This is a genomic window from Arthrobacter sp. sptzw42, assembly GCF_059089685.1.
This window is the reverse complement of sequence record NZ_JBNHEX010000005.1, coordinates 45028-64044: the sequence shown is the minus strand read 5'-3', so window position 1 is coordinate 64044 and position 19017 is coordinate 45028. Positions and strand designations below refer to the sequence as shown.

At 63.1% G+C, this 19017-nt stretch carries 13 protein-coding genes; 10 read left to right on the top strand and 3 right to left on the bottom strand.

Translation table 11 applies throughout. The annotated features are described in order from the left end of the window. Positions 1 to 74: 74 nt before the first annotated feature. From mtrB to secA, 6 genes are all read left to right on the top strand, one after another. Positions 75 to 1826: an MtrAB system histidine kinase MtrB gene (gene mtrB, locus AC5RT4_RS08060; RefSeq protein ID WP_494042020.1), complete on the top strand. Its 1752-nt coding sequence runs from the start codon at positions 75 to 77 to the stop codon at positions 1824 to 1826. Continuing rightward, positions 1823 to 3541 (top strand): LpqB family beta-propeller domain-containing protein, encoded by a 1719-nt coding sequence (locus AC5RT4_RS08055; RefSeq protein WP_494041773.1) that lies wholly within the window; start codon positions 1823 to 1825, stop codon positions 3539 to 3541. The genes mtrB and AC5RT4_RS08055 overlap by 4 nt, the downstream gene beginning before the upstream one ends. 106 nt (positions 3542 to 3647) lie before the next feature. Next, complete coding sequence (locus tag AC5RT4_RS08050) at positions 3648 to 4523, top strand: ComF family protein (RefSeq protein WP_494041772.1); 876 nt, start codon at positions 3648 to 3650, stop codon at positions 4521 to 4523. A 189-nt stretch (positions 4524 to 4712) separates the two neighbouring features. After that, positions 4713 to 5438 carry a ribosome hibernation-promoting factor, HPF/YfiA family gene (hpf, locus tag AC5RT4_RS08045; RefSeq protein ID WP_494041771.1) on the top strand — a complete coding sequence of 242 codons (726 nt, stop codon included), beginning with the start codon at positions 4713 to 4715 and terminating at the stop codon, positions 5436 to 5438. Positions 5439 to 5470: 32 nt separating this feature from the next. Beyond that, the gene (locus AC5RT4_RS08040) at positions 5471 to 6739 is read left to right on the top strand and encodes a winged helix-turn-helix domain-containing protein (RefSeq protein ID WP_494041770.1); all 1269 of its coding nucleotides are present in this window, start codon (positions 5471 to 5473) and stop codon (positions 6737 to 6739) included. Between the two features lie 47 nt (positions 6740 to 6786). Further along, positions 6787 to 9528 (top strand): preprotein translocase subunit SecA, encoded by a 2742-nt coding sequence (gene secA, locus AC5RT4_RS08035; RefSeq protein ID WP_494041769.1) that lies wholly within the window; start codon positions 6787 to 6789, stop codon positions 9526 to 9528. Between the two features lie 111 nt (positions 9529 to 9639). Here the strand turns inward: secA and AC5RT4_RS08030 are convergent, their stop codons facing one another. Together AC5RT4_RS08030 and AC5RT4_RS08025 are read right to left on the bottom strand one after the other, a co-directional pair. Beyond that, a complete protein-coding gene (locus tag AC5RT4_RS08030; RefSeq protein WP_494105414.1) occupies positions 9640 to 10005 on the bottom strand; it encodes an Rv3235 family protein in 366 nt (121 codons plus the stop codon). Between the two features lie 189 nt (positions 10006 to 10194). Beyond that, on the bottom strand, positions 10195 to 11007 hold the full coding sequence (locus AC5RT4_RS08025; RefSeq protein WP_494041767.1) for a LysM peptidoglycan-binding domain-containing protein: 813 nt from the start codon (positions 11005 to 11007) through the stop codon (positions 10195 to 10197). 140 nt (positions 11008 to 11147) lie between these two features. Here AC5RT4_RS08025 and AC5RT4_RS08020 point away from each other — a divergent pair, with 140 nt between their 5' ends. After that, positions 11148 to 11717, top strand: a complete 570-nt coding sequence (locus tag AC5RT4_RS08020; RefSeq protein ID WP_494041766.1) for a hypothetical protein — start codon at positions 11148 to 11150, stop codon at positions 11715 to 11717. A gap of 51 nt (positions 11718 to 11768) precedes the next feature. On the opposite strand, the gene AC5RT4_RS08015 is transcribed toward AC5RT4_RS08020, so the two are convergent. After that, a complete protein-coding gene (locus AC5RT4_RS08015) occupies positions 11769 to 11984 on the bottom strand; it encodes a helix-turn-helix domain-containing protein (RefSeq protein WP_045729765.1) in 216 nt (71 codons plus the stop codon). A gap of 155 nt (positions 11985 to 12139) precedes the next feature. Here AC5RT4_RS08015 and AC5RT4_RS08010 point away from each other — a divergent pair, with 155 nt between their 5' ends. From AC5RT4_RS08010 to AC5RT4_RS08000, 3 genes are read left to right on the top strand one after another with little or no spacing between them, the layout of a single operon-like run. Next, positions 12140 to 12784 carry a hypothetical protein gene (locus tag AC5RT4_RS08010; protein ID WP_494041765.1) on the top strand — a complete coding sequence of 215 codons (645 nt, stop codon included), beginning with the start codon at positions 12140 to 12142 and terminating at the stop codon, positions 12782 to 12784. Then, positions 12781 to 14088, top strand: coding sequence for a CpaE/TadZ family protein (locus tag AC5RT4_RS08005; RefSeq protein ID WP_494041764.1), 1308 nt, complete (start codon positions 12781 to 12783; stop codon positions 14086 to 14088). Before AC5RT4_RS08010 ends, AC5RT4_RS08005 begins: the two co-directional genes overlap by 4 nt. A gap of 57 nt (positions 14089 to 14145) precedes the next feature. Continuing rightward, the gene (locus AC5RT4_RS08000; protein WP_494105413.1) at positions 14146 to 18999 is read left to right on the top strand and encodes an NAD-glutamate dehydrogenase; all 4854 of its coding nucleotides are present in this window, start codon (positions 14146 to 14148) and stop codon (positions 18997 to 18999) included. Positions 19000 to 19017: the final 18 nt, after the last annotated feature.

The following is a 19017-nucleotide window of genomic DNA, read 5'->3' as shown; positions in this document are numbered from 1 at the left end:
GCACGTCTCTGGAGCACAAGGCCCTGCATAAGGCTGCGGAGCACACCGACGCCGTAACCGGCAGCTTCCACAGGTTGTCTTTCCGTACCCGGATCTGGCAGCGCCGCGCTTTGATCGTGACCCTCAGAGTAGCCCGGCTGGTCCGCACAGGATTCCGGCGGTTCCTTCCGGCACTCCGCTACCTGGGGCAGGTCCTGCACCAGCGGTGGCGCCGCTCCCTGCAGTTCCGTACCGTTCTCACCACGCTGCTCCTCGCGGTCACCTCGTTTGCGGTGGTGGGCGCGTACCTGTCGAACCAGATCGCCAACAACCTTTTCCAGGAGCGGCTAACCCAGGCCGAGTCGGAGACACGCTACAACGTCAAGCAGGTCCAGGACACGTTCGACGGCGCCCAGGTCACCGACCAGTCCAGCGTGATCACCCTGGTGTACGACACCCTCAACGCCGTGGAGGGCCGCGGCTCGGTGATCCAGCGCAGGTATGTCTTCGAGGCCATGCCCGAACAGACAAAGCCCCGGAACCGGTGGGTGGAGTCACGGGCCTCGGATCAGCTGACGGTCAGTGTTATTCCGCCCGAACTGCGCAAAGCCGTACAGGAGTCCGGAAAGGACCAGTACTGGGCCTCCACCGTGATCCCGGTTGGAACCGAGGACCGTCCCGGCATCGCCGTGGGCAACAAAGTGACCTTCAACGGAACCGTGTATGAGCTGTACCTGATTTACGACCTCAACACCGCCCAGCAGACCCTCGACGAAATTCAAAGCGTGCTGTGGGCCGGCGGCGCCGTGCTGGTCCTGATGATCGGCGCCATCGCCTGGTATGTCACCCGCAACGTCGTCAGCCCCGTCAGCCACGCTGCCATGGTCTCCGAGAAACTGGCGGCAGGCCAGCTGCAGGAGCGCATGGTGGTCCGCGGCGAAGACGAGGTGGCCCGCCTGGGCGCCTCCTTCAACCACATGGCAGCCAGCCTCCAGGAACAGATCACCCAGTTGGCCACGCTGTCCCAGATGCAGCAGCGCTTTGTGTCCGATGTTTCCCACGAACTCCGGACGCCGCTAACCACCGTCCGGATGGCCGCGGAAGTGCTTTACGACGCCAGGGAAGAATTCGATCCCATCAACAAACGTTCCGCCGAACTCCTCTACAACCAGGTGGAGCGGTTCCAGTCCCTCCTCTCCGACCTGCTGGAGATTTCCCGCTTCGATGCCGGCGTGGCCATGCTCGACGCCGAGCCGGAGGACATCCTGCAGGTGGTGGCCCACGTGATTGAAGGAGCGGCTCCCGTCGCCGCCGAATACGGCTCCGAGATCATCCTGAGCGCCCCTTCCGGTGCCATCATTGCGGAAATGGATGCCCGCAGAATTGACCGTATCCTGCGCAACCTCATCCTCAACGCTGTGGAACACGGCGAAGGGAAACCGGTGAGGGTCACCGTGGCAGCGAGCCAGACCGCCGTCGGAATAGCCGTCAGGGACTATGGAATTGGCATGGCGCCGGCTGAAGCGGCCCGCGTCTTTGACAGGTTCTGGCGCGCAGACCCTGCCCGTGCCCGCACCACCGGAGGAAGTGGACTCGGCCTGTCCATTGCCATGGAGGACACCAAGCTCCACAACGGCTGGTTGCAGGCGTGGGGGAAGAAGGGCAGCGGAGCGAACTTCCGGCTGACGTTGCCCCTCCGCCAGGGCGAGGACATCGATAAGTCGCCGGTCCAACTGGAACCGGAGGACATCACTATTCCCGGCGAAAGGGACAACCGGAACATGCTGGTGCTGGAAGCCGGCGGAGCGCCGCTTGCTCCGGCGTCGCCGTCGAAGGAGACCACATGACAGGCCACGCCCCGCGCCGGGCCAAGCCCGTAGCTTTACTGCTGGTCCTGCTGGTGGCACTGCTGGCCGCATGCGCCCGCATTCCCACTTCCGGGCCGGTGGGCAAAAGCAGCGAGGGAAGCGCCGGCAACCTCAGCGCACCCGTGTTCCTGCCGGCGGCGCCGCAGGCAGGCGCTGCGCCCGAAACCATCATCGACTACTTCTACCGGGCCGGCAGCGGCTACGAGGACGATTACGCCGTCGCACGGCAATACCTGACCCAGGCAGCGTCGGTTTCCTGGAAGCCGGACCAGCGTGCCCTTGTCTACCGCGAGGCCAGGGTGGTGGCAGCGGAGGCCGAGAATGTCTACAACTACGAACTCGACGTCGCCTACACGGTCGACGCGGACGGCATCGCCACCCAATCCCCGCAAGGAACGGTGGAAAAGATCCCGGTAACGGTCACCCAGGTGGACGGGGAATGGCGCATCTCCGCCCTTCCGGACGGGACGGCTATTGCTGAAGAGACGTTCAAGGTTATCTACGGCGCCTACCCCATTTATTTCTATGACCCGAGCTTTACGTACGCGGTGCCGGACGTGCGCTGGTTCATCAGGAACAAGACAGTCAAGGCCATGACCAGCGCGCTGCTTGCAGGGCCAGCCCCTTACCTTCGTGGTGCCGTAGTGAGTGCCTTTCCTTCGGGGATAAAGCTCGCCCGCGAGTCGGTGCCGGTCGTCTCAGGGGCGGCCCAGGTGGACTTGACTGCCAAGGAACTGACAGAAAGCTCGCCCGAGGACCGCCTGCGGATGCAGATGCAGCTGACCCTGACCTTCCGCAGCCAGCCGGACGTGGTCAACGTGGAGTTGCGCGCAAACCAGGACCTGATCCGCGTGGAGGACAACGGCTCGGTGCTGCCGCCCACGTTGGACAAGAGCGTGCCACCGCGCCAGATCGCGGTCAGCGGCAACGAACTGGTGCGGTACGAGAACAACCGGGTGTCGCCACTGCCGGACATACAGCCGGTGTCTTCCCTCAATCCGCGGTTCCCCGCAGAATCCCAGGTATCGCAGACCGCGGCCTTCCTCAACGACAGCCGTACCACTCTTTACAGCATCAGTCCCGGCCAGCCCGCACGGGCCCTGACCACGCGGAGCACCCTGACCGGGCCGTCCTTCGGGCCGAATGACTGGGTGTGGTCTGCGGGGCCGGGAGCATCGGGGGAAACCGAAGTTGTTGCCTACCGCCCCACCGGTGTGGCCGAGGGAGCCCACGTTCCGTCAGTGACCCTGGCACCTGCCTGGCTGGCTGGACGAACCGTGAAGGACCTCCGGATTTCGCGCGAAGGAGTGCGGGCGCTGGTGATTTCCGAACAAAACGGGAAAACCCGCGTGCAGGTGACCGGCATTATCCGGGCCGGGGACGGAACTCCCCGTGAGCTGACACCGCCGGTCACCCTGGCCACCGACAGCGAGCCGGACCAGGGCGTTTGGGTCAGCGACACCACTATCGCGGTGATGAGGGGGGCGGCGGCATCAAACGTTACTCCCGAACTGCTTTCCCTCACGTCGGGACAGCCCCAACAGCTGGCCCCGTGGCCCGGACTCGTGGCACTGAGCGCCGGCAACGGTCCCGAGGAGATCTACGCCCAGTCCGCCGAAGGCATCTTTCAACGGTTGGGCAACGGCTGGTCCCCGCAGATCAAGGGTCCCATCGACCCGTCCTTCCCCGGCTGATGCCGTAACCCCAGCGGGCTTTGAGACGCCCGTCACCCAGGGCGTTGTCCACATGGACGGGGGAACGGACTGTACTGGGAGCAAGTTTGGGCCGAAGCTTGTCCGCGTGAGGAACACAACCATCGTGGCGGCCGGAGCGCGAACAAGGATGCGGCTGGACCCGGACCTTTTACCCGCAGAACCGTCTGCTGCCCACCGCGCCGAGTATCAGAGCCCCCTCCTGCGACTGGTGGATTCCGCCGCCGGAGCCGTGACAGACCTGCTGGCGCTCGCAGTACCCGTGGACTGCGTGTGCTGCGGAGCCGAAGACCGGGCCCTCTGCGTACAGTGCGACCGCCACATCCGCCACCTCACGCGCCACCCCTTCCGGGCTGAAAGCGGAGCACCTGCCCTGATGGACGTCGGCGGGACCGTCCTGCTGCCGGTTGTGGCTGCGGGTGTATACAGGGACGAGCTGGCACAGGCCCTGTTGTCCTTTAAGCGGCACGGCCAGTTTCAGCTCAGGCGCAGTCTTGGCCGGGCGCTCGCCGGCGGCGTCCGCTCGGCAGCGCCGGGAAGGGAGGTGGCATGGCTGGTTCCGGTGCCGAGCAGCAACGCCGCCTTCCTGAAGCGCGGATTCAGCCCTGTCCACCTGCTCCTGCACGAAGTGTCACGGCAACTGCCGGGTTTCAGCGTGCAGGACGTGCTGGAAAAATCCGGATCAGGTAGCCTGCAGCTGCCCGGAGGCCAGAAGGGGCTGGACCGCGGAGGCCGCGCCAAGCGCGTGCGCGGTTCCATGCGGGTTCGCCGCCGCCGGAAGGAGGACATGGTTGGAAAGCGCTGCATCATCATCGACGACGTCCTGACCACCGGCGCCACACTCGCCGAAGCCGCCCGCGCGCTGCACCTGTCAGGAGCCATTGTGGCCGGCGCTGTGGTTCTGGCAGCGACACGCCCGCCTGACTCTTATGGGCCGGTGCCGCCTCCGCTGAACTGCGGGTAACCGCGCATGACTTTCGAAAAAAATAAACCAGGAAAGGATGAATAACATGTGGCTATGAACTAACGTCGGGTGTGGGTACCAAGAACAGAATGTACCTGTCGATGGCGGCTCGGAGAGGGGCTCGACTGTCAAACAGATCGGCCCCGGGAAGTGCTGCCATCGTGTCACCGAAGTCATTTGGAGGGCACCATGGAGTTTATGATCAGCGGACGAAATCTGACAGTTTCAGACCGGTTCCGCGAGTATGCCGGGGAGAAGATCTCGAAAATCGAGTCGCTGGGCGACAAAGTCCAGCGCGTTGATGCCAAAGTTTCCAAGGAGACCAGTTCACGGCAGACCGGCGACCAGTTGACAGTCGAGGTGACAGTTCTGGGCAAGGGACCGGTAATCCGCGCCGAAGCTAGCGCCGCTGACAAATTTGCTGCATTCGACCTCGCGTACAACAAGCTGCTTGAGCGGCTCCGCCGGGCCAAGGACCGCAAGAAGGTTCATCACGGAAGGCACACGCCTAAAGCTGTCCGTGAAGCAACTGCAACACTGGAGCCCGCCAGCACCCACGAACCCCTTTATGTCGAAGCGAGCCACCGGAACGAAACCACCGAGCCCCCTGCAGAGACATCACCCTACGACGTTGACAACGACATCCCCGCCGGTGATTCCCCGGTCCTGATACGGCGCAAGGTTTTCCCCGCCGCCCAACTTTCCCTCGACGACGCGGTGGACAACATGGAGCTCGTCGGCCACGATTTCTACCTTTTCGTGGACAAGGCTACGAATACGCCGTCCGTCGTTTACCGGCGCCGCGGCTGGACGTACGGCGTCATCACCCTGGACCATGAGTGCGAACCGGGTGACACCGTGGTCGAAGAAAAAATCATCGCGTACCGTTCGGATGACGCAGCAGCCAACGCCTAGGGTGGTGAACACCATCCGCAGAGAGGACTGACGTGCCAGCGACGCTGAGCCTGAACCAGGCCCGGCGGATCGCCCTGGCGGCACAGGGACTCGACAAAGGACGGCCCACCGGCCCCGTGACTTCACGGACGGTGGGCCGCACCTTTGCCCGGCTCCAGCTCGTCCAGATTGATTCCGTCAACGTGTTAGCCAGGAGTCACTTCCTGCCTTTCTTCTCCCGGCTGGGGAACTACGACCGCACCATCCTTCAACGGATGTCCGGTACCCATCCCCGGCGCATGGTGGAGTACTGGGCGCATGAAGCCAGCTATATCCGCCCCGAACACTTTTCGGACCTCCGGCTGTGGCAAAAAAGGGCCTGGGTAGGCGCCGCCGGAATGGACCCGGGCGTGCGTTCCGCCATATCTGCCAGGATCCTGGAAACGCTCGCTTCCTCACGCCCCATGACTGCTGCCCAAATTGCGGCCAGGATCGGTCACGTAGAGGAGAAACAGACGGACAACTGGGGCTGGAACTGGAGCGCCGTCAAGCGCGTCCTGGAACACCTGTTCGAGGAGGGCCTGGTTTCGGCGGCCTCCAGGACTGAGCAGTTTGAGCGTAAGTACACACTGACTGCCAGGGTGCTGCCGCATGTGTCCCTTGCAGACGATGGTGAACCCGATCCCGGCCCAGCGCTGCATCGGCTCATCGACGCGGCGGCCCAAGCACACGGCATCGGAACCGTGCGCTGTTTCGCCGACTACTTCCGCACTCCCGTCAAGGCCGCGGCCGCCTCCGTGGAATATCTTGTGGATTGCGGGCGGCTGGAGCGCGTGACCGTGACCGGCTGGAACCGCGAAGTGTTCCGCCACGCCGAAGCCAAGCTGCCGCGCAGCGCAACCGGCCGGGCACTGGTGAGCCCTTTTGATTCCCTGGTCTTTGAGCGTCGCAGGCTGGAGGAACTCTTTGGGTTTCACTACCGGATTGAGATCTATACCCCGGAGGACAAGAGGCGTTACGGGTACTACGTCCTTCCTTTCCTCCTGCGCGACTCGTTGGTGGCACGGGTGGACCTGAAGGCTGACCGCTTAGGCGGGAAATTGCTGGCTAAATCAGCCTTCGCCGAACCATGCGCCCCGGCGGACACCGCCGTCGAACTCGCCGCAGAGCTTCGGTTGATGGCGGCGTGGCTGGGACTTCCCGATGTGGAGGTGGGCTCGCGCGGCGATCTGGCCAACGCCCTGGCAGAGGCCGTAGCCGGCACTCAACCCGTATCCGCTCTCAGGGAACAAACAGGCCGCGGGGCCGCGTGTCTCCCGTAGACTAAAAACGCCAGAATTCGGCGGCATCAGACTGGGAGCAACTTCACGTGGCATCACTCATCGAAAAACTTCTCCGCACCGGCGATAAAAAAACGCTCCGGCAGCTGCGGAACTATGCCGACTCCATCAACGCCCTGGAAGACTCATTCAAGACCTTCACGGACGCCGAACTCCGTGAAGAAACGGACCGGCTGCGCGAGCGCCATCAGGAGGGCGGGGAGAAGCTTGATGACTTGCTTCCCGAGGCCTTTGCCGCTGTCCGGGAAGCTTCCTCACGAACTCTGGGCATGCGCCACTTCGACGTCCAGCTGATGGGCGGCGCGGCCCTGCACCTGGGCAACATCGCGGAGATGAAGACCGGTGAAGGCAAAACTTTGGTGGCAACTGCTCCTGCCTACCTCAATGCGCTCACCGGCAAGGGCGTCCACGTCATCACCGTCAATGACTACCTGGCCGAATACCAGTCCGATCTTATGGGCCGCGTCTACCGTTTCCTCGGACTGACCAGCGGCTGTATCCTCGCCAACCAGGACCCGGCCGTGCGGCGCCACCAGTACGCCTCAGATATCACCTACGGCACCAATAACGAGTTCGGTTTCGACTACCTCCGCGACAATATGGCCTGGGACAAGTCCGAACTGGTTCAGCGCGGGCACAATTTCGCCATCGTTGACGAAGTCGACTCCATCCTCATCGATGAAGCCCGTACCCCGCTCATCATTTCCGGTCCCGCCCAGGGAGACACCAACCGCTGGTACAGCGAGTTCGCCAAGGTGGTCCTGCGGCTCCAGCCGGAGAAGGACTACGAGGTGGACGAAAAGAAGCGCACCGTTGGTGTCCTGGAAAGCGGCATCGAAAAGGTGGAGGACTACCTCGGGATCCAGAACCTATACGAATCCGCCAACACCCCCCTCATCGGTTTCCTGAACAACGCCATTAAGGCCAAGGAACTTTTCAAGCGGGACAAGGACTACGTCATCCTCGACGGCGAAGTCCTGATTGTTGATGAGCACACCGGCCGCATCCTGGCCGGCCGCCGCTACAACGAGGGTATGCACCAGGCCATCGAGGCCAAAGAAGGCGTTGAAATCAAGGCTGAGAACCAGACGCTGGCCACTGTGACCCTGCAGAACTACTTCCGTATGTACGGCAAGCTCTCGGGCATGACCGGAACTGCCGAAACCGAGGCAGCGGAATTCATGAGCACCTACAAGCTGGGTGTGGTGGCCATTCCCACCAACCGGGACATGCAGCGGATCGACCAATCGGACCTGGTCTTCAAGAACGAGACAGTGAAGTTTGACGCCGTCGTCAAGGACATCGCCGAGCGGCACGAAAAAGGCCAGCCCGTTCTGGTGGGCACCACGAGCGTTGAAAAGAGCGAATACCTGTCCCGGCTTCTTGCCAAGGAAGGCATCCGCCACGAAGTTTTGAACGCCAAGAACCACGCCCGGGAAGCAGCCATCGTGGCGCAGGCAGGCCGGAAGGGCGCTGTTACCGTGGCAACCAACATGGCCGGGCGCGGTACGGACATCATGCTCGGCGGCAACGCCGAGTTCACTGCAGTGGCCGAACTCGCCAAGCGCGGGCTGGATCCTGAAGAAAACTCCGAGGAATACGAGTCGGCGTGGCCTGGGGCCCTCGAAGCTGCCAAGCAGTCTGTCAAGGACGAGCACGAGGAAGTCCTCAACCTGGGCGGCCTCTATGTGCTCGGAACCGAACGGCACGAGTCGCGCCGCATCGACAATCAGCTTCGTGGCCGTTCCGGCCGCCAGGGCGACCCCGGCGAGTCCCGTTTCTACCTGTCGCTGACCGACGACCTCATGAGGCTCTTCAACTCCGGTGCGGCGGAGCGCCTGATGAACAGCTCGGTGCCGGACGACGTCGCGCTGGAATCCAAGCTCGTCTCCCGTGCCATCGCTTCAGCCCAGGGCCAGGTGGAAGGCCGAAACGCCGAACAACGCAAGAACGTGTTGAAGTACGACGACGTCCTGAACCGCCAGCGCGAAGCCATCTATGGCGACCGCCGGCGGATCCTCGAAGGAGACGACCTGCACGAGAAGGTGCAGTTCTTCGTGGAGGACACCATCACCGCCCTCATCGATGCTGCAACGGCCGAGGGCAACGGCGACGATTGGGACTTCAACCAGCTCTGGACCAACCTCAAGACCCTGTACCCGGTGAGCGTCACCGCCGATGAGATCATCGAGGAAGCCGGCGGAAAGTCCAGGCTTACCGTGGAGTTCCTGAAGGAGGAGCTGCTCTCTGACGCACGCCTGATGTACCAGGCCCGCGAAGAAGCCATCGGTTCCGAAAGCATGCGCGAGCTGGAGCGCCGCGTGGTTCTGTCAGTCATCGGACGCAAATGGCAGGAACACCTATACGAGATGGATTACCTCAAGGAAGGCATCGGCCTGCGCGCAATGGCCCAGCGTGATCCCCTTGTTGAGTACCAGCGTGAGGGCTTCACCCTGTTCCAGAGCATGATGGAGGCCATCAGGGAGGAAAGCGTAGGATTCCTCTTCAACCTCGAAGTGGAAGTCACCCCCGCGCAGGACGTCGTGGTGGGGGACGATGAGGGTGGACATACCGAGCACGTGGAGCCGCAGGTCCGGGCAGCCGGGCTGGAAGCGCCCGCTCAGCCTGCTCAGCTGCAATACACCGCTCCGCGTGAGGATGGCGGCACACAGACCCGCGTGGAAACCCGGTCTTCAGGCCGGTCAGGCAACCCCGCGAAGGCTGCGGCGCAGGATCCGACCAGGCGGCCGGCCAAGAAGAAGAAGCGCTGACCCGTTACGGGTAAAGGCTGGTAACCGAAGTTGGAGCAGGGCCGGGAGTTGTTCCCCGGCCCTGTCCCGTCTCCGACCGAGTCAGCCTGCCGCTGCCGCTGCCGCGCGCCGTCAGCCAATGACAAGCTCGGTCACCCGCCACACTTGTTTGCCCCGCTCGAGCCGGACAGCAACCGCCCGGGCGCGGACATCGTCCACCACAACGGTGCTGGCCTCATAGATACCGTCCGCCACTTCGCAGACGCGCACTGAACGGACGAGGGAGTTCCTGTGCAGCCGTGCCAAGGCTGGGTTCCCGCTTCGTGTGATTTCGCGCCTGATGAGGGAAGCACGGTGCTGCAGCGCTGCCAGGCAACGCGGATCAAGCCGCCGTGCCAGCTGGTGGACGGGGCGGATTCCTGCGAGCACCTCCATGGCCGCCTGGACAGTGCCGCGGGTGACCGCCCGCACCTCCGATAAGTCATCAAGAGGACGCACTACCGGAGGCTGGGTTCGGGTATGCGCTGCAGGGGAAGTGGCCGCCGGAGGCTGCGGTGGAAGCCGCCGGGGCGTGTGATTAGCCTGGCGCGCTTGTGGTGGGAGGGCTCGAACAGGTATGGCTGCAGTCATGACTTTCCCCTTGGCTGGTAGCTGGTGTTGGTGTGAATCGTTTGGGGCCGGCCCTGCTTAGGAGGCCGCCGGCGGCTGCAGAACTTGTCCTGGGAGCAGCACATCGGGATTGTGGCCGATGACTGACCGGTTGGCTTCGTACCACCGGGGCCATTGGGTGGCAATTTCAACATCCGAGGCCCCTGGCCCCATTGCCTGCGCTGCCACGTCCCAGAGTGTGTCTCCTGCCAGCACTGTGACGGCAGCGGCATTGCCCGTAGCGCCCGAGGCGGTGCGTGCAGCAGGGGCCGTCAGCAGTCCCGGGTCCGATGGCGGGGCAGACGGCTGCCAACCCGGATGAGTCTCGGATGCCGGAACTTTAGGGTCGGGGCTGCCGTCCTCCATTGAAACTGGAGCTGGGTCGCTCCCGGTGCCCCCCGCACCGGGAGGGGAGGCTGGAGCCGCGGCTCGAACCGATGCAACCTGGTCCTGGGGAGGAGTCCATTCCGGTCCGGGTAGCCCGGTATGCGCAGTCGCGGCGGGGCCTGTTACCAGGTGGATCGAAAGTACGCCCAGTACCAGCCGCTGCATCAGGGCAGGTGAGAAGTTCGCGGTTAAGGAAGCCGCGCGGGTTTTGCCCTTCCGTTCGAGGAGCGTGGTGGCGCAGGCGAAGAACAATCCAAGGAACCACCAACCCACCAGTACAGCGCCGGCGGCCGCCGCGGCTGCCCCCAACAGGTGCTCAGCATCGAGTTCCTGGTGACGGGCTGAGGACTCCTTCCATTGCTCCAGAATCCCTGAACCCGCGGCAAAAAGCAGGATACCCAGGAGCAGTATGGTTGTAGCGCTTACGGCGTCAGTCCACCGGACAGGCTCTGGCGATCTAGTCATCAGGTTTCCTTTTGATGCAGTTTGATGCAGTTTGATGTTGTTATGCCCAGTGTGCACCCGTCCTTCATTCTTTGTCCAGACGTTGGACTGAAGTAGGAACCGTTATTGACGTCCGATGGTGCGGGCCCTACTCTGGCCGAATGCGCTGGGATTCACTCTTTGATGATCTCGAGAGCCAAATTGCAGAGACGGACCGGCTGGCCCTGGACGCCGAAGTGAACGAGCGGATCCGGGCGGAAATGGTTGGCCTGGAACTGGTCGACCGGTTGCGGGCAGGTCTGGGCTGCCGGCTGACTGTCCACGTTGCCGGCGGTGAGTCTTTTTCCGGGGTGCTCACCCACGCCGGTGGAGACGCCCTGGTGCTCGACGAGGAACAGCATCAGTTGCTTATTCCCTACGCGGCAGCAGTGCGCTATATGGGACTCGGCCGGGTGTCGCTGGCTGAAGCGTCGTCCGTGCGCCGTGGAATTGGGCTGGCGAGCGCCCTTCGCGTCATGGCCCGGGACCGGGCGGAACTTTCAGTTCTGACCGGGAATGCCGGCGGCATAGTTCGGCTGGCAGGAGTCATAGACCGGGTGGGACGGGACTACTTTGACCTCGCTGTCCTCGCCCCGGGCGAGGCGCGCCGCAGCCACCACGTTGGCCAGATTGCCACTATCCCCTTCGCCGCATTGGCTGCCATCAGGTCGCGGCGGGCGGACGGGATCTGACCGCCGGCGGGCCGAGCACCAAGGGAGACCGGAGGAATAAGCCCGTGAGAGTCAGACCGACTTGGACTTTGATTCCTGAATCATCCGGCTTGCTTCGGCGTACCGCTCCTCGATGTACTGCTCAAGCATCTTTTCCTCGACCCGCCACTGCCCGCGGCCGCCGACCTGAATAGCCTTGAGCTCACCGCTTCGGACTAGGGCATATGCAGCCGGAGAATTAATCTGCAGCTGCTCGGCAACATCCGCGAGTGTAAGAAACCTGGGCATACACCCATTTTGCCCCACAACCGAGCGTTTTGCTGGTGTTATCCACAATTTGGCCTTGTTTGGCCTGATGACTTTTGTTCCTGCGTCCCTGCCGTAACAATGAGGGAGTCCGGACACACACAACAGTCGCGGTGCGCATAGGGGGAGAAACGGTAATGGTTCCTGAATCAGCTGCCACTGCGGCAAGGTTGAAACGGCCTTCATGGAAGGACCCCCGCTTACTGGTAGGTGTTCTCCTCGTGCTGGCATCCGTGGCTGGCGTCGTTGTCCTGGTGGGGAGCGCGGACCGGACCACGGAGGTTTATGCTGCCCGTGATGGCATCGCCGTGGGCGAAAAGCTGACCTCGGAAAACTTGGTCCGTGCCAAGGTGAGGCTCGGGGAGACCGAGGCGCAGTACGTCACGGCCGAGTCGGGCCTGCCGGAGAATATGGTGGCGGTGCAAAGGATTGGCAAGGACCAGCTCGTTCCCCGGGCAAGCCTTGGCGCAGTAGATGAATTGGACCGCAAGCCGGTTGCCTTAGCCATCGAGGAAATCTTGCCGGCGCAGGCGGTTGCAGGTGCCAGGGTTGATGTCTGGGTAGCCCAGCCGGATGCCCGAAACGGCTTCAGCGAACCGAAGCTTCTGCTGCCGGGAGCTGAAATAGCCGAGGTGACGGAAGGTTCAACAGCCCTTGGATCCTCCCGCACCACGGTGTTGATGGTGTTGGTGGAGGACAGCCAGATGCCCGCCCTGCTGGGCGCACAGGCAAACGAAGCGAAAATCTCTGTCGTGTGGAACCCCGGGGGCGGCACCCGATGAGTATTCCCGTCGTCACTGTCGGACAGAGCCGTGAGGACCTGGTTGGCGGCCTCGAACGCTTGCACGGTCCGGTTACCGTGGTTCGGAGATGTGCAGAACTGGCCGAGCTGCTGGCGGCATGCCAGAGCGGACTGGCACGGGCCGCCGTGGTTGCCGAGGGTTCCGAAGGCTTGACCGCGTCCCTCGTCGATCGGCTGGGAGCGGTCGGTGTCGCTATTGTCGCCCTGACCGATTCCCCGGAAGAGGCTGCGAGACTCCGGGGGATAGGAGTTGCCTCGGCCCTGACAGGCGTGGAATCAGCCATGCTATCCGACAGGATTACCGAGGCCGTGGCCCAGCTGACGGGCGGCGGGCAACTGGGCACGTACTGGAGTAATGCCGCCGATACCGGGGCTGCCCTCCAGCCCGTTCCGGCGAAACCGGAAAGCAGCCCCGACGAGCCCGGCCCGGGACGGATTATCGCTGTCTGGGGCCCTGCGGGGGCACCCGGGAGGACTATCGTAGCGGCGAATATCGCAGGCGAACTCACCGCCGAGGGAAAGACAGTCATCCTCGTGGACGCCGACAGCTACGGTGCGAGCATCGCGGCTGTGCTGGGCCTGATGGATGAGTCCGCCGGCCTGGCCCAGGCATGCAGGCTCGCAGACCAGGGGCTCCTGGATGCGGAAGCACTAAGAAAAGTAGCAACGCCAGTCACCACTAAACAGGGTACTTTCCGCGTCCTCACCGGGATCACCCGTGCAGACCGGTGGACGGAGCTCAGGGCCTCGGCACTGGCTCTCGTCCTGGAACGGGCGAAACAGCTTGCCGAGGTGGTTGTGGTGGATACCGGATTCTGCCTTGAGGCTGACGAGGAACTCAGTTTTGACACCATGGCCCCACGCCGCAACGCCGCCACTTTGCGCTCCCTCGAACTGGCCGACACTGTTTACGCTGTGGGCGCCGCGGATCCTGTCGGAGTGCCAAGACTCGTGCGGGGGTTGGCCGAGCTTGTGACCGCCGTTCCACAGGCTGCCCCCATTGTTGTGATGAACAAGGTGCGGGCCTCCTCGGTAGGCCGGAGCCCTGAACGGCAACTGCAGGAAGCATGGCAGAGGTTCGGACCGGCAACGGAGCTGAAAGCATTCCTTCCTGAAGACCGCACCGCTGCCGATGCAGCTCTGCTCCGAGGATCGCTGTTGCTGGAGGCTGCACCGGAGTCGCCCCTTCGCCGGGCCATTGCGGAGCTTGTTTGTGCACCCGCCCAGCGAAATGCAAAAAGCTCTGTATTTTCTTCCACAGCAGCCCGGAAGCTAAAAGACTAGGCTCGCGGTAAGAGCTGCAAGGAAGCAGCGAAAATCTTGTGATGGAGGCGTGTGTCGATGTCGTCTGGATCCAGCGTGGAGGATCAGCCCCTTTCCATTGAAGGCCAGGAAGGCTTCATCGGGGACTACTATCAACACCTAGCCGATGAGGATGCACGGAGCTATCCGGCAGACACCCTGACAGCGCGGGCGGAAGCGCACCGGAACGTGGCGTCGGTGCGGAAGCCAGGCCAGGCCCTCGTTTCGATTCTGGACGAGGAAGACAGCAGCGTGGTCTTCGTTGTCACGGACGACATGCCGTTCCTGGTCGACTCCGTCAATGCGGAGCTCGTCCGCCAGCATGCAGCCATCAGGCTTGTGGTGCACCCTCTTTTCGTGGCTACCCGTAACAGGGACACCGCGGCGCTGGTAAAGGTGAACAAGGTGCCTTCGCATCTGGGCATCTCCAGTGGTGATACCGCTGCCATGCCCAATCTGTCCCACCTCATAGCGCAGGGTGAAAACGCCTCGCATATGGAGTCCTGGATCGCCGTCGAAATCAACCGCGTTTCCGAGGAAGCGAAAGCAGCGCTGCTCGAAGGTCTGCAGAGGGTACTGAGCGATGTCCGTGCAGCCGTTGAGGACTGGCCGCAGATGCGCCAGAAAGCGCTGCAAATCGCGGAAAGCCTCGACAAGGTTGCGAACCCGGCGCAGATCGCGGAGCTCCGCCAGGCGAAGGACCTCCTGCACTGGCTTGACGACGGGAACTTCACGTTCCTGGGGTACCGCGAGTATGACCTCATCAACGTGGACGGGGAAGACGTCCTCGAGCTGCGTGAAGACAGCGGCCTCGGGCTGCTGCGCGCTGCGGCAGATTCTCCGCACATCCAGCACCTCACGGACACGGGCAGGAAAAAGGCGCGCGAAAAGCGCGCGCTCGTGATCACCAAGGCCAATTCCCGTTCCACCGTCCACCGCTCTGCGTACCTGGACTACATTGGGGTCAAGAGTTTTGACGCCGCCGGCAATGTCAACGGAGAGCGTCGCTTCATCGGACTCTTTGCCACCAGCGCCTACACCGGTTCCGTCCGGAATATCCCGATTATCCGGGAAAAGGTCGATGCGGTCCTGGGCAGTGCAGGTTTCCCTCCGGATTCCCACTCGGGGAAGGACCTCCTGGGAATCCTGGAAACCTACCCCAGGGATGAGCTCTTCCAGATCGAGGTCCCGGACCTCGCAGCCACAGCCCTCGGCATCCAAAAACTCCAGGAGCGGAGGCGGACCCGGCTCTTTTTGCGCCCGGACATCTACGGGCGGTTTATGTCCGCCGTCGTCTACCTTCCCAGGGACAGGTACACCACCAACGTCCGCCTCCGCATTGAGCAGGAACTACGCGAGACGTTCCAGGCCGTGTCAATCGACTATGAAGCGCGCATGACAGAGTCGGCACTCGCCCGGCTGTTCTTCCGTATCCGCCTGCCCAAGGGGGCGGATTTCAGCAACGTCAACACCGAGGAACTGGAGAAGCGGCTGGTGCGTGCCGCCCGTTCCTGGAGTGAAGGCATCGCGGAAGTCCTGCGGGAAGGGCGGGACGTTGCAGAGGCAAAGGAGCTGGCCGCCATCTGGTCGGAGGCCTTCCCCGCAAGTTATCGCGTTGATTACGAAGTTGAGGACGCCCTGGAGGACATCGCCCGCTTCGAAAGATACGGCGCGACGGCGGAACGGACTGCCGGCACCAAGCAGGAACGTCCCGGCGTCCATGTCTACCTCCCTGAAGGAGCGGGGGCGACACTCGAGGAGGACGCCCGCGTCAAGCTCTACATGCTGGAGCCCAAAAGCCTGAGCCAGATCCTGCCCTTCTTCCACAACCTTGGCCTGGAGGTCCTTGACGAGCGGCCGTTCGAAATCGAGACCGCGGACCGCAGGGATTTCTTCCTCTACGACCTGGGCCTCAAGTATCCGGCCGGAGTTGATCCTGTTTCCACCGGCCAATTGCTGGCTGATTCGTTCTCAGCCGCAGTCACCGGCGCCGCTGAATCGGACGCCTTCGACCGACTCGTCCTGCGGGAGGGCCTGCAGTGGCGCCAGATCACGGTGCTGCGTGCCTACGCCCGCTACATGCGGCAGATGGGCAACGCCAACTCCTTCGGTTTCATGGCCGACACCTTGCTGGCCAATCCCGATGTGACGAAGGGGCTGAGCGCGCTTTTCGCTGCCCGCTTTGATCCTTCCCTGAACGAGGAAGAACGGCTGGAGGCGCAGGCGTCCGTCCGCGAGGGTCTGGCAGCGGCCATCGAAAAAGTTGCGACTCTTGACGCCGACAGGGTGCTGCGAACCTTCGTGAACCTCATCGAGTCCACGCTTCGGACCAACTTCTACCAGTACAAGCCACACCTGAGCTTCAAGCTCAACCCCGCAACAATTGAAGGGCTGCCCTTCCCCCGCCCCATGTTCGAAATCTGGGTCTATGCACCACGCGTCGAGGGCGTTCACCTCCGCTTCGGCAAGGTAGCCCGGGGCGGGCTGCGCTGGTCCGACCGCCGCGAGGATTTCCGCACCGAGGTCCTGGGCCTGGTCAAGGCACAAACGGTCAAGAACGCCGTCATCGTCCCCACCGGAGCCAAGGGCGGCTTCTTCGCCAAGCAGCTTCCCGACCCTACCCTCGACCGCTCCGCCTGGATGGCCGAAGGCATTGAAAGCTACAAAACCTTCATCCGCGGTCTCCTCGATCTCACTGACAACCTCGTCACTGGGGGAGACGGCGAAAGGCTGGTGCCGCCGTCGGACGTTGTAAGGCACGACGACGACGATTCCTATCTCGTGGTGGCGGCAGACAAGGGAACCGCGACCTTTTCCGACATCGCCAACGGCCTGGCGCAGGAATACGGGTTCTGGCTCGGCGACGCGTTTGCCTCCGGCGGGTCGGTTGGATACGACCATAAGGCGATGGGCATCACCGCGCGCGGCGCCTGGGAATCCGTGAAGCGCCACTTCAGCGAGCTCGACCTGGACACCCAGACCCAGCCCTTCACGGTGGTCGGGGTGGGCGACATGTCCGGCGACGTGTTCGGCAATGGCATGCTCCTCTCACGCCACATCCGGCTTGTCGCCGCCTTCGACCACCGCCACATCTTCCTCGACCCCAACCCGGACGAAGAAACCTCCTTCGTGGAGCGGCAGCGGCTGTTCGAATTGCCGAGGTCCTCATGGGACGACTACAACAAGTCCCTCATCAGCGAAGGCGGCGGCGTCTTCGCCAGGCAGGCCAAGTCAATTCCTGTTTCAGCCCAAGTGCGGGCCGCCCTGGGCCTTCCCGCTGAAACCACCGAGCTCAGCCCGCCGGAACTCCTGCGTGCAATCCTGCTGGCTCCTGCCGACCTGCTGTACAACGGCGGAATCGGCACCTACGTCAAGGCGAGCACGGAGACCAACGCTTCTGTAGGGGACAAAGCCAATGATGCCATCCGTGTTGACGGCAAGGACCTGCGCGTGAAGGTGGTGGGCGAGGGTGGAAACCTGGGGATGACCCAACGCGGCCGCATTGAGGCAGCTCTGCAGGGGGTCATTCTCAACACCGACGCCATCGACAACTCCGCCGGTGTTGACTGCTCGGACCATGAGGTCAACATCAAGATCTTCGTGGACCGGATGGTTGCTGCGGGGAATCTGTCGGCAGAAGAGCGTGCAGGTTTCCTTGCCTCCATGACCGATGAGGTGGGCCGGCTGGTGCTGGAGGACAACATCGACCAGAACATCCTGCTGCTGAACGACCGGACCAAGGTGGCAGAGTGGAGTCCCAGCTATGAGCGGCTGATGGACTGGCTGGAGAAAAAGGCTGACCTGAACCGTGAGCTGGAGGCGCTTCCCACCACGGCAACCCTGCGGGAACGGTTGCAGCAGGGACAGGGACTGACGTCGCCGGAGCTGTCCGTGCTGGCCGCCTACGCCAAGATTGAGCTGGCGTCCGCACTGCGGGACAGTGATTTGGCTGATGACCCGTGGTTCAGGAAAACGCTGCGGGCCTACTTCCCCGAGCAGCTGCGCGACCGGTTTGACGCGGAGCTGGACACCCACCCACTGCGGCGCGAGATCATCGCCACAGTCGTGGCCAACGACATGATCAACATGGGCGGCATTACTTTCGCTTTCAGGACCATGGAGGAAACTTCGGCCTCGGAAGTGGCTGTGGCCAAAGCGTTTGTTGCCCTGCGGGAGGTGTACGAGCTCGACGTAATGGTCGAGGAGCTGAACAACCTGCCGGCATCGTTCCCCACCGAGCACTGGAGTACCGTCCACCTGGACATCCGGCGGCTGCTCGATAGGGCCGTCCGGTGGCTGCTGGGGCAGGGCAGCGTTTCGCGGCCGATTGCCGAGGTCGTCGGTGAATTCAAACCCCTCGTGGATCCCATGCGCGCCCGCCTGCTGGACTACCTGCGCGGCGATGACCGGGACCGGGTTGCCGGCTGGCTGGAAAATGCGCGCGATTGGGAGCTGCCCGAAGGGCTCGCTCTCCGCTGGGCTGAGCTTTTCGAGAGCTTTGTCCTGCTGGACATCGCAAAGATTGCCCGCGTCCGCAAGGATCCCGTGGAGGAAATAGCTGCCGTCTACTACACCGTCTTCAACCGGTTCCACGCAGATTCGCTGTTGGAGCGCATCAGCAGCTTGCCGCGGCAGGACAGGTGGCAGGCGTTGGCCAGGGCAGCCCTGCGGGATGACCTGTACTCGACTATTTCGGACATGACGACCGCGGTGCTGGACGCCACCAGCGCAGCGCTCTCGCCGGAGGCGCGCCTGAAGGATTGGGAGGCCCTGAACGCGGAGCAGTTGGGCCGGGCCAAGAGCATGTTCGATGAGGTCAATGCGCTTGAAGCCGACGACATGGCCTCACTGTCGGTAGCATTGAGGCTCTTGAGGTCAATCGTTCGACGCTAGCGAGTCCGGCGTCGCAAA

Bases quoted from the DNA above. Each gene is read 5' to 3' on its own strand.
- AC5RT4_RS08010 (WP_494041765.1), top strand. From the start codon at position 12,140: ATGGTTCCTGAATCAGCTGCCACTGCGGCAAGGTTGAAACGGCCTTCA.
- AC5RT4_RS08015 (WP_045729765.1), bottom strand. From the start codon at position 11,984: ATGCCCAGGTTTCTTACACTCGCGGATGTTGCCGAGCAGCTGCAGATT.
- hpf (WP_494041771.1), top strand. From the start codon at position 4,713: ATGGAGTTTATGATCAGCGGACGAAATCTGACAGTTTCAGACCGGTTC.
- AC5RT4_RS08055 (WP_494041773.1), top strand. From the start codon at position 1,823: ATGACAGGCCACGCCCCGCGCCGGGCCAAGCCCGTAGCTTTACTGCTG.
- AC5RT4_RS08020 (WP_494041766.1), top strand. From the start codon at position 11,148: ATGCGCTGGGATTCACTCTTTGATGATCTCGAGAGCCAAATTGCAGAG.
- AC5RT4_RS08000 (WP_494105413.1), top strand. From the start codon at position 14,146: ATGTCGTCTGGATCCAGCGTGGAGGATCAGCCCCTTTCCATTGAAGGC.
- AC5RT4_RS08005 (WP_494041764.1), top strand. From the start codon at position 12,781: ATGAGTATTCCCGTCGTCACTGTCGGACAGAGCCGTGAGGACCTGGTT.
- AC5RT4_RS08025 (WP_494041767.1), bottom strand. From the start codon at position 11,007: ATGACTAGATCGCCAGAGCCTGTCCGGTGGACTGACGCCGTAAGCGCT.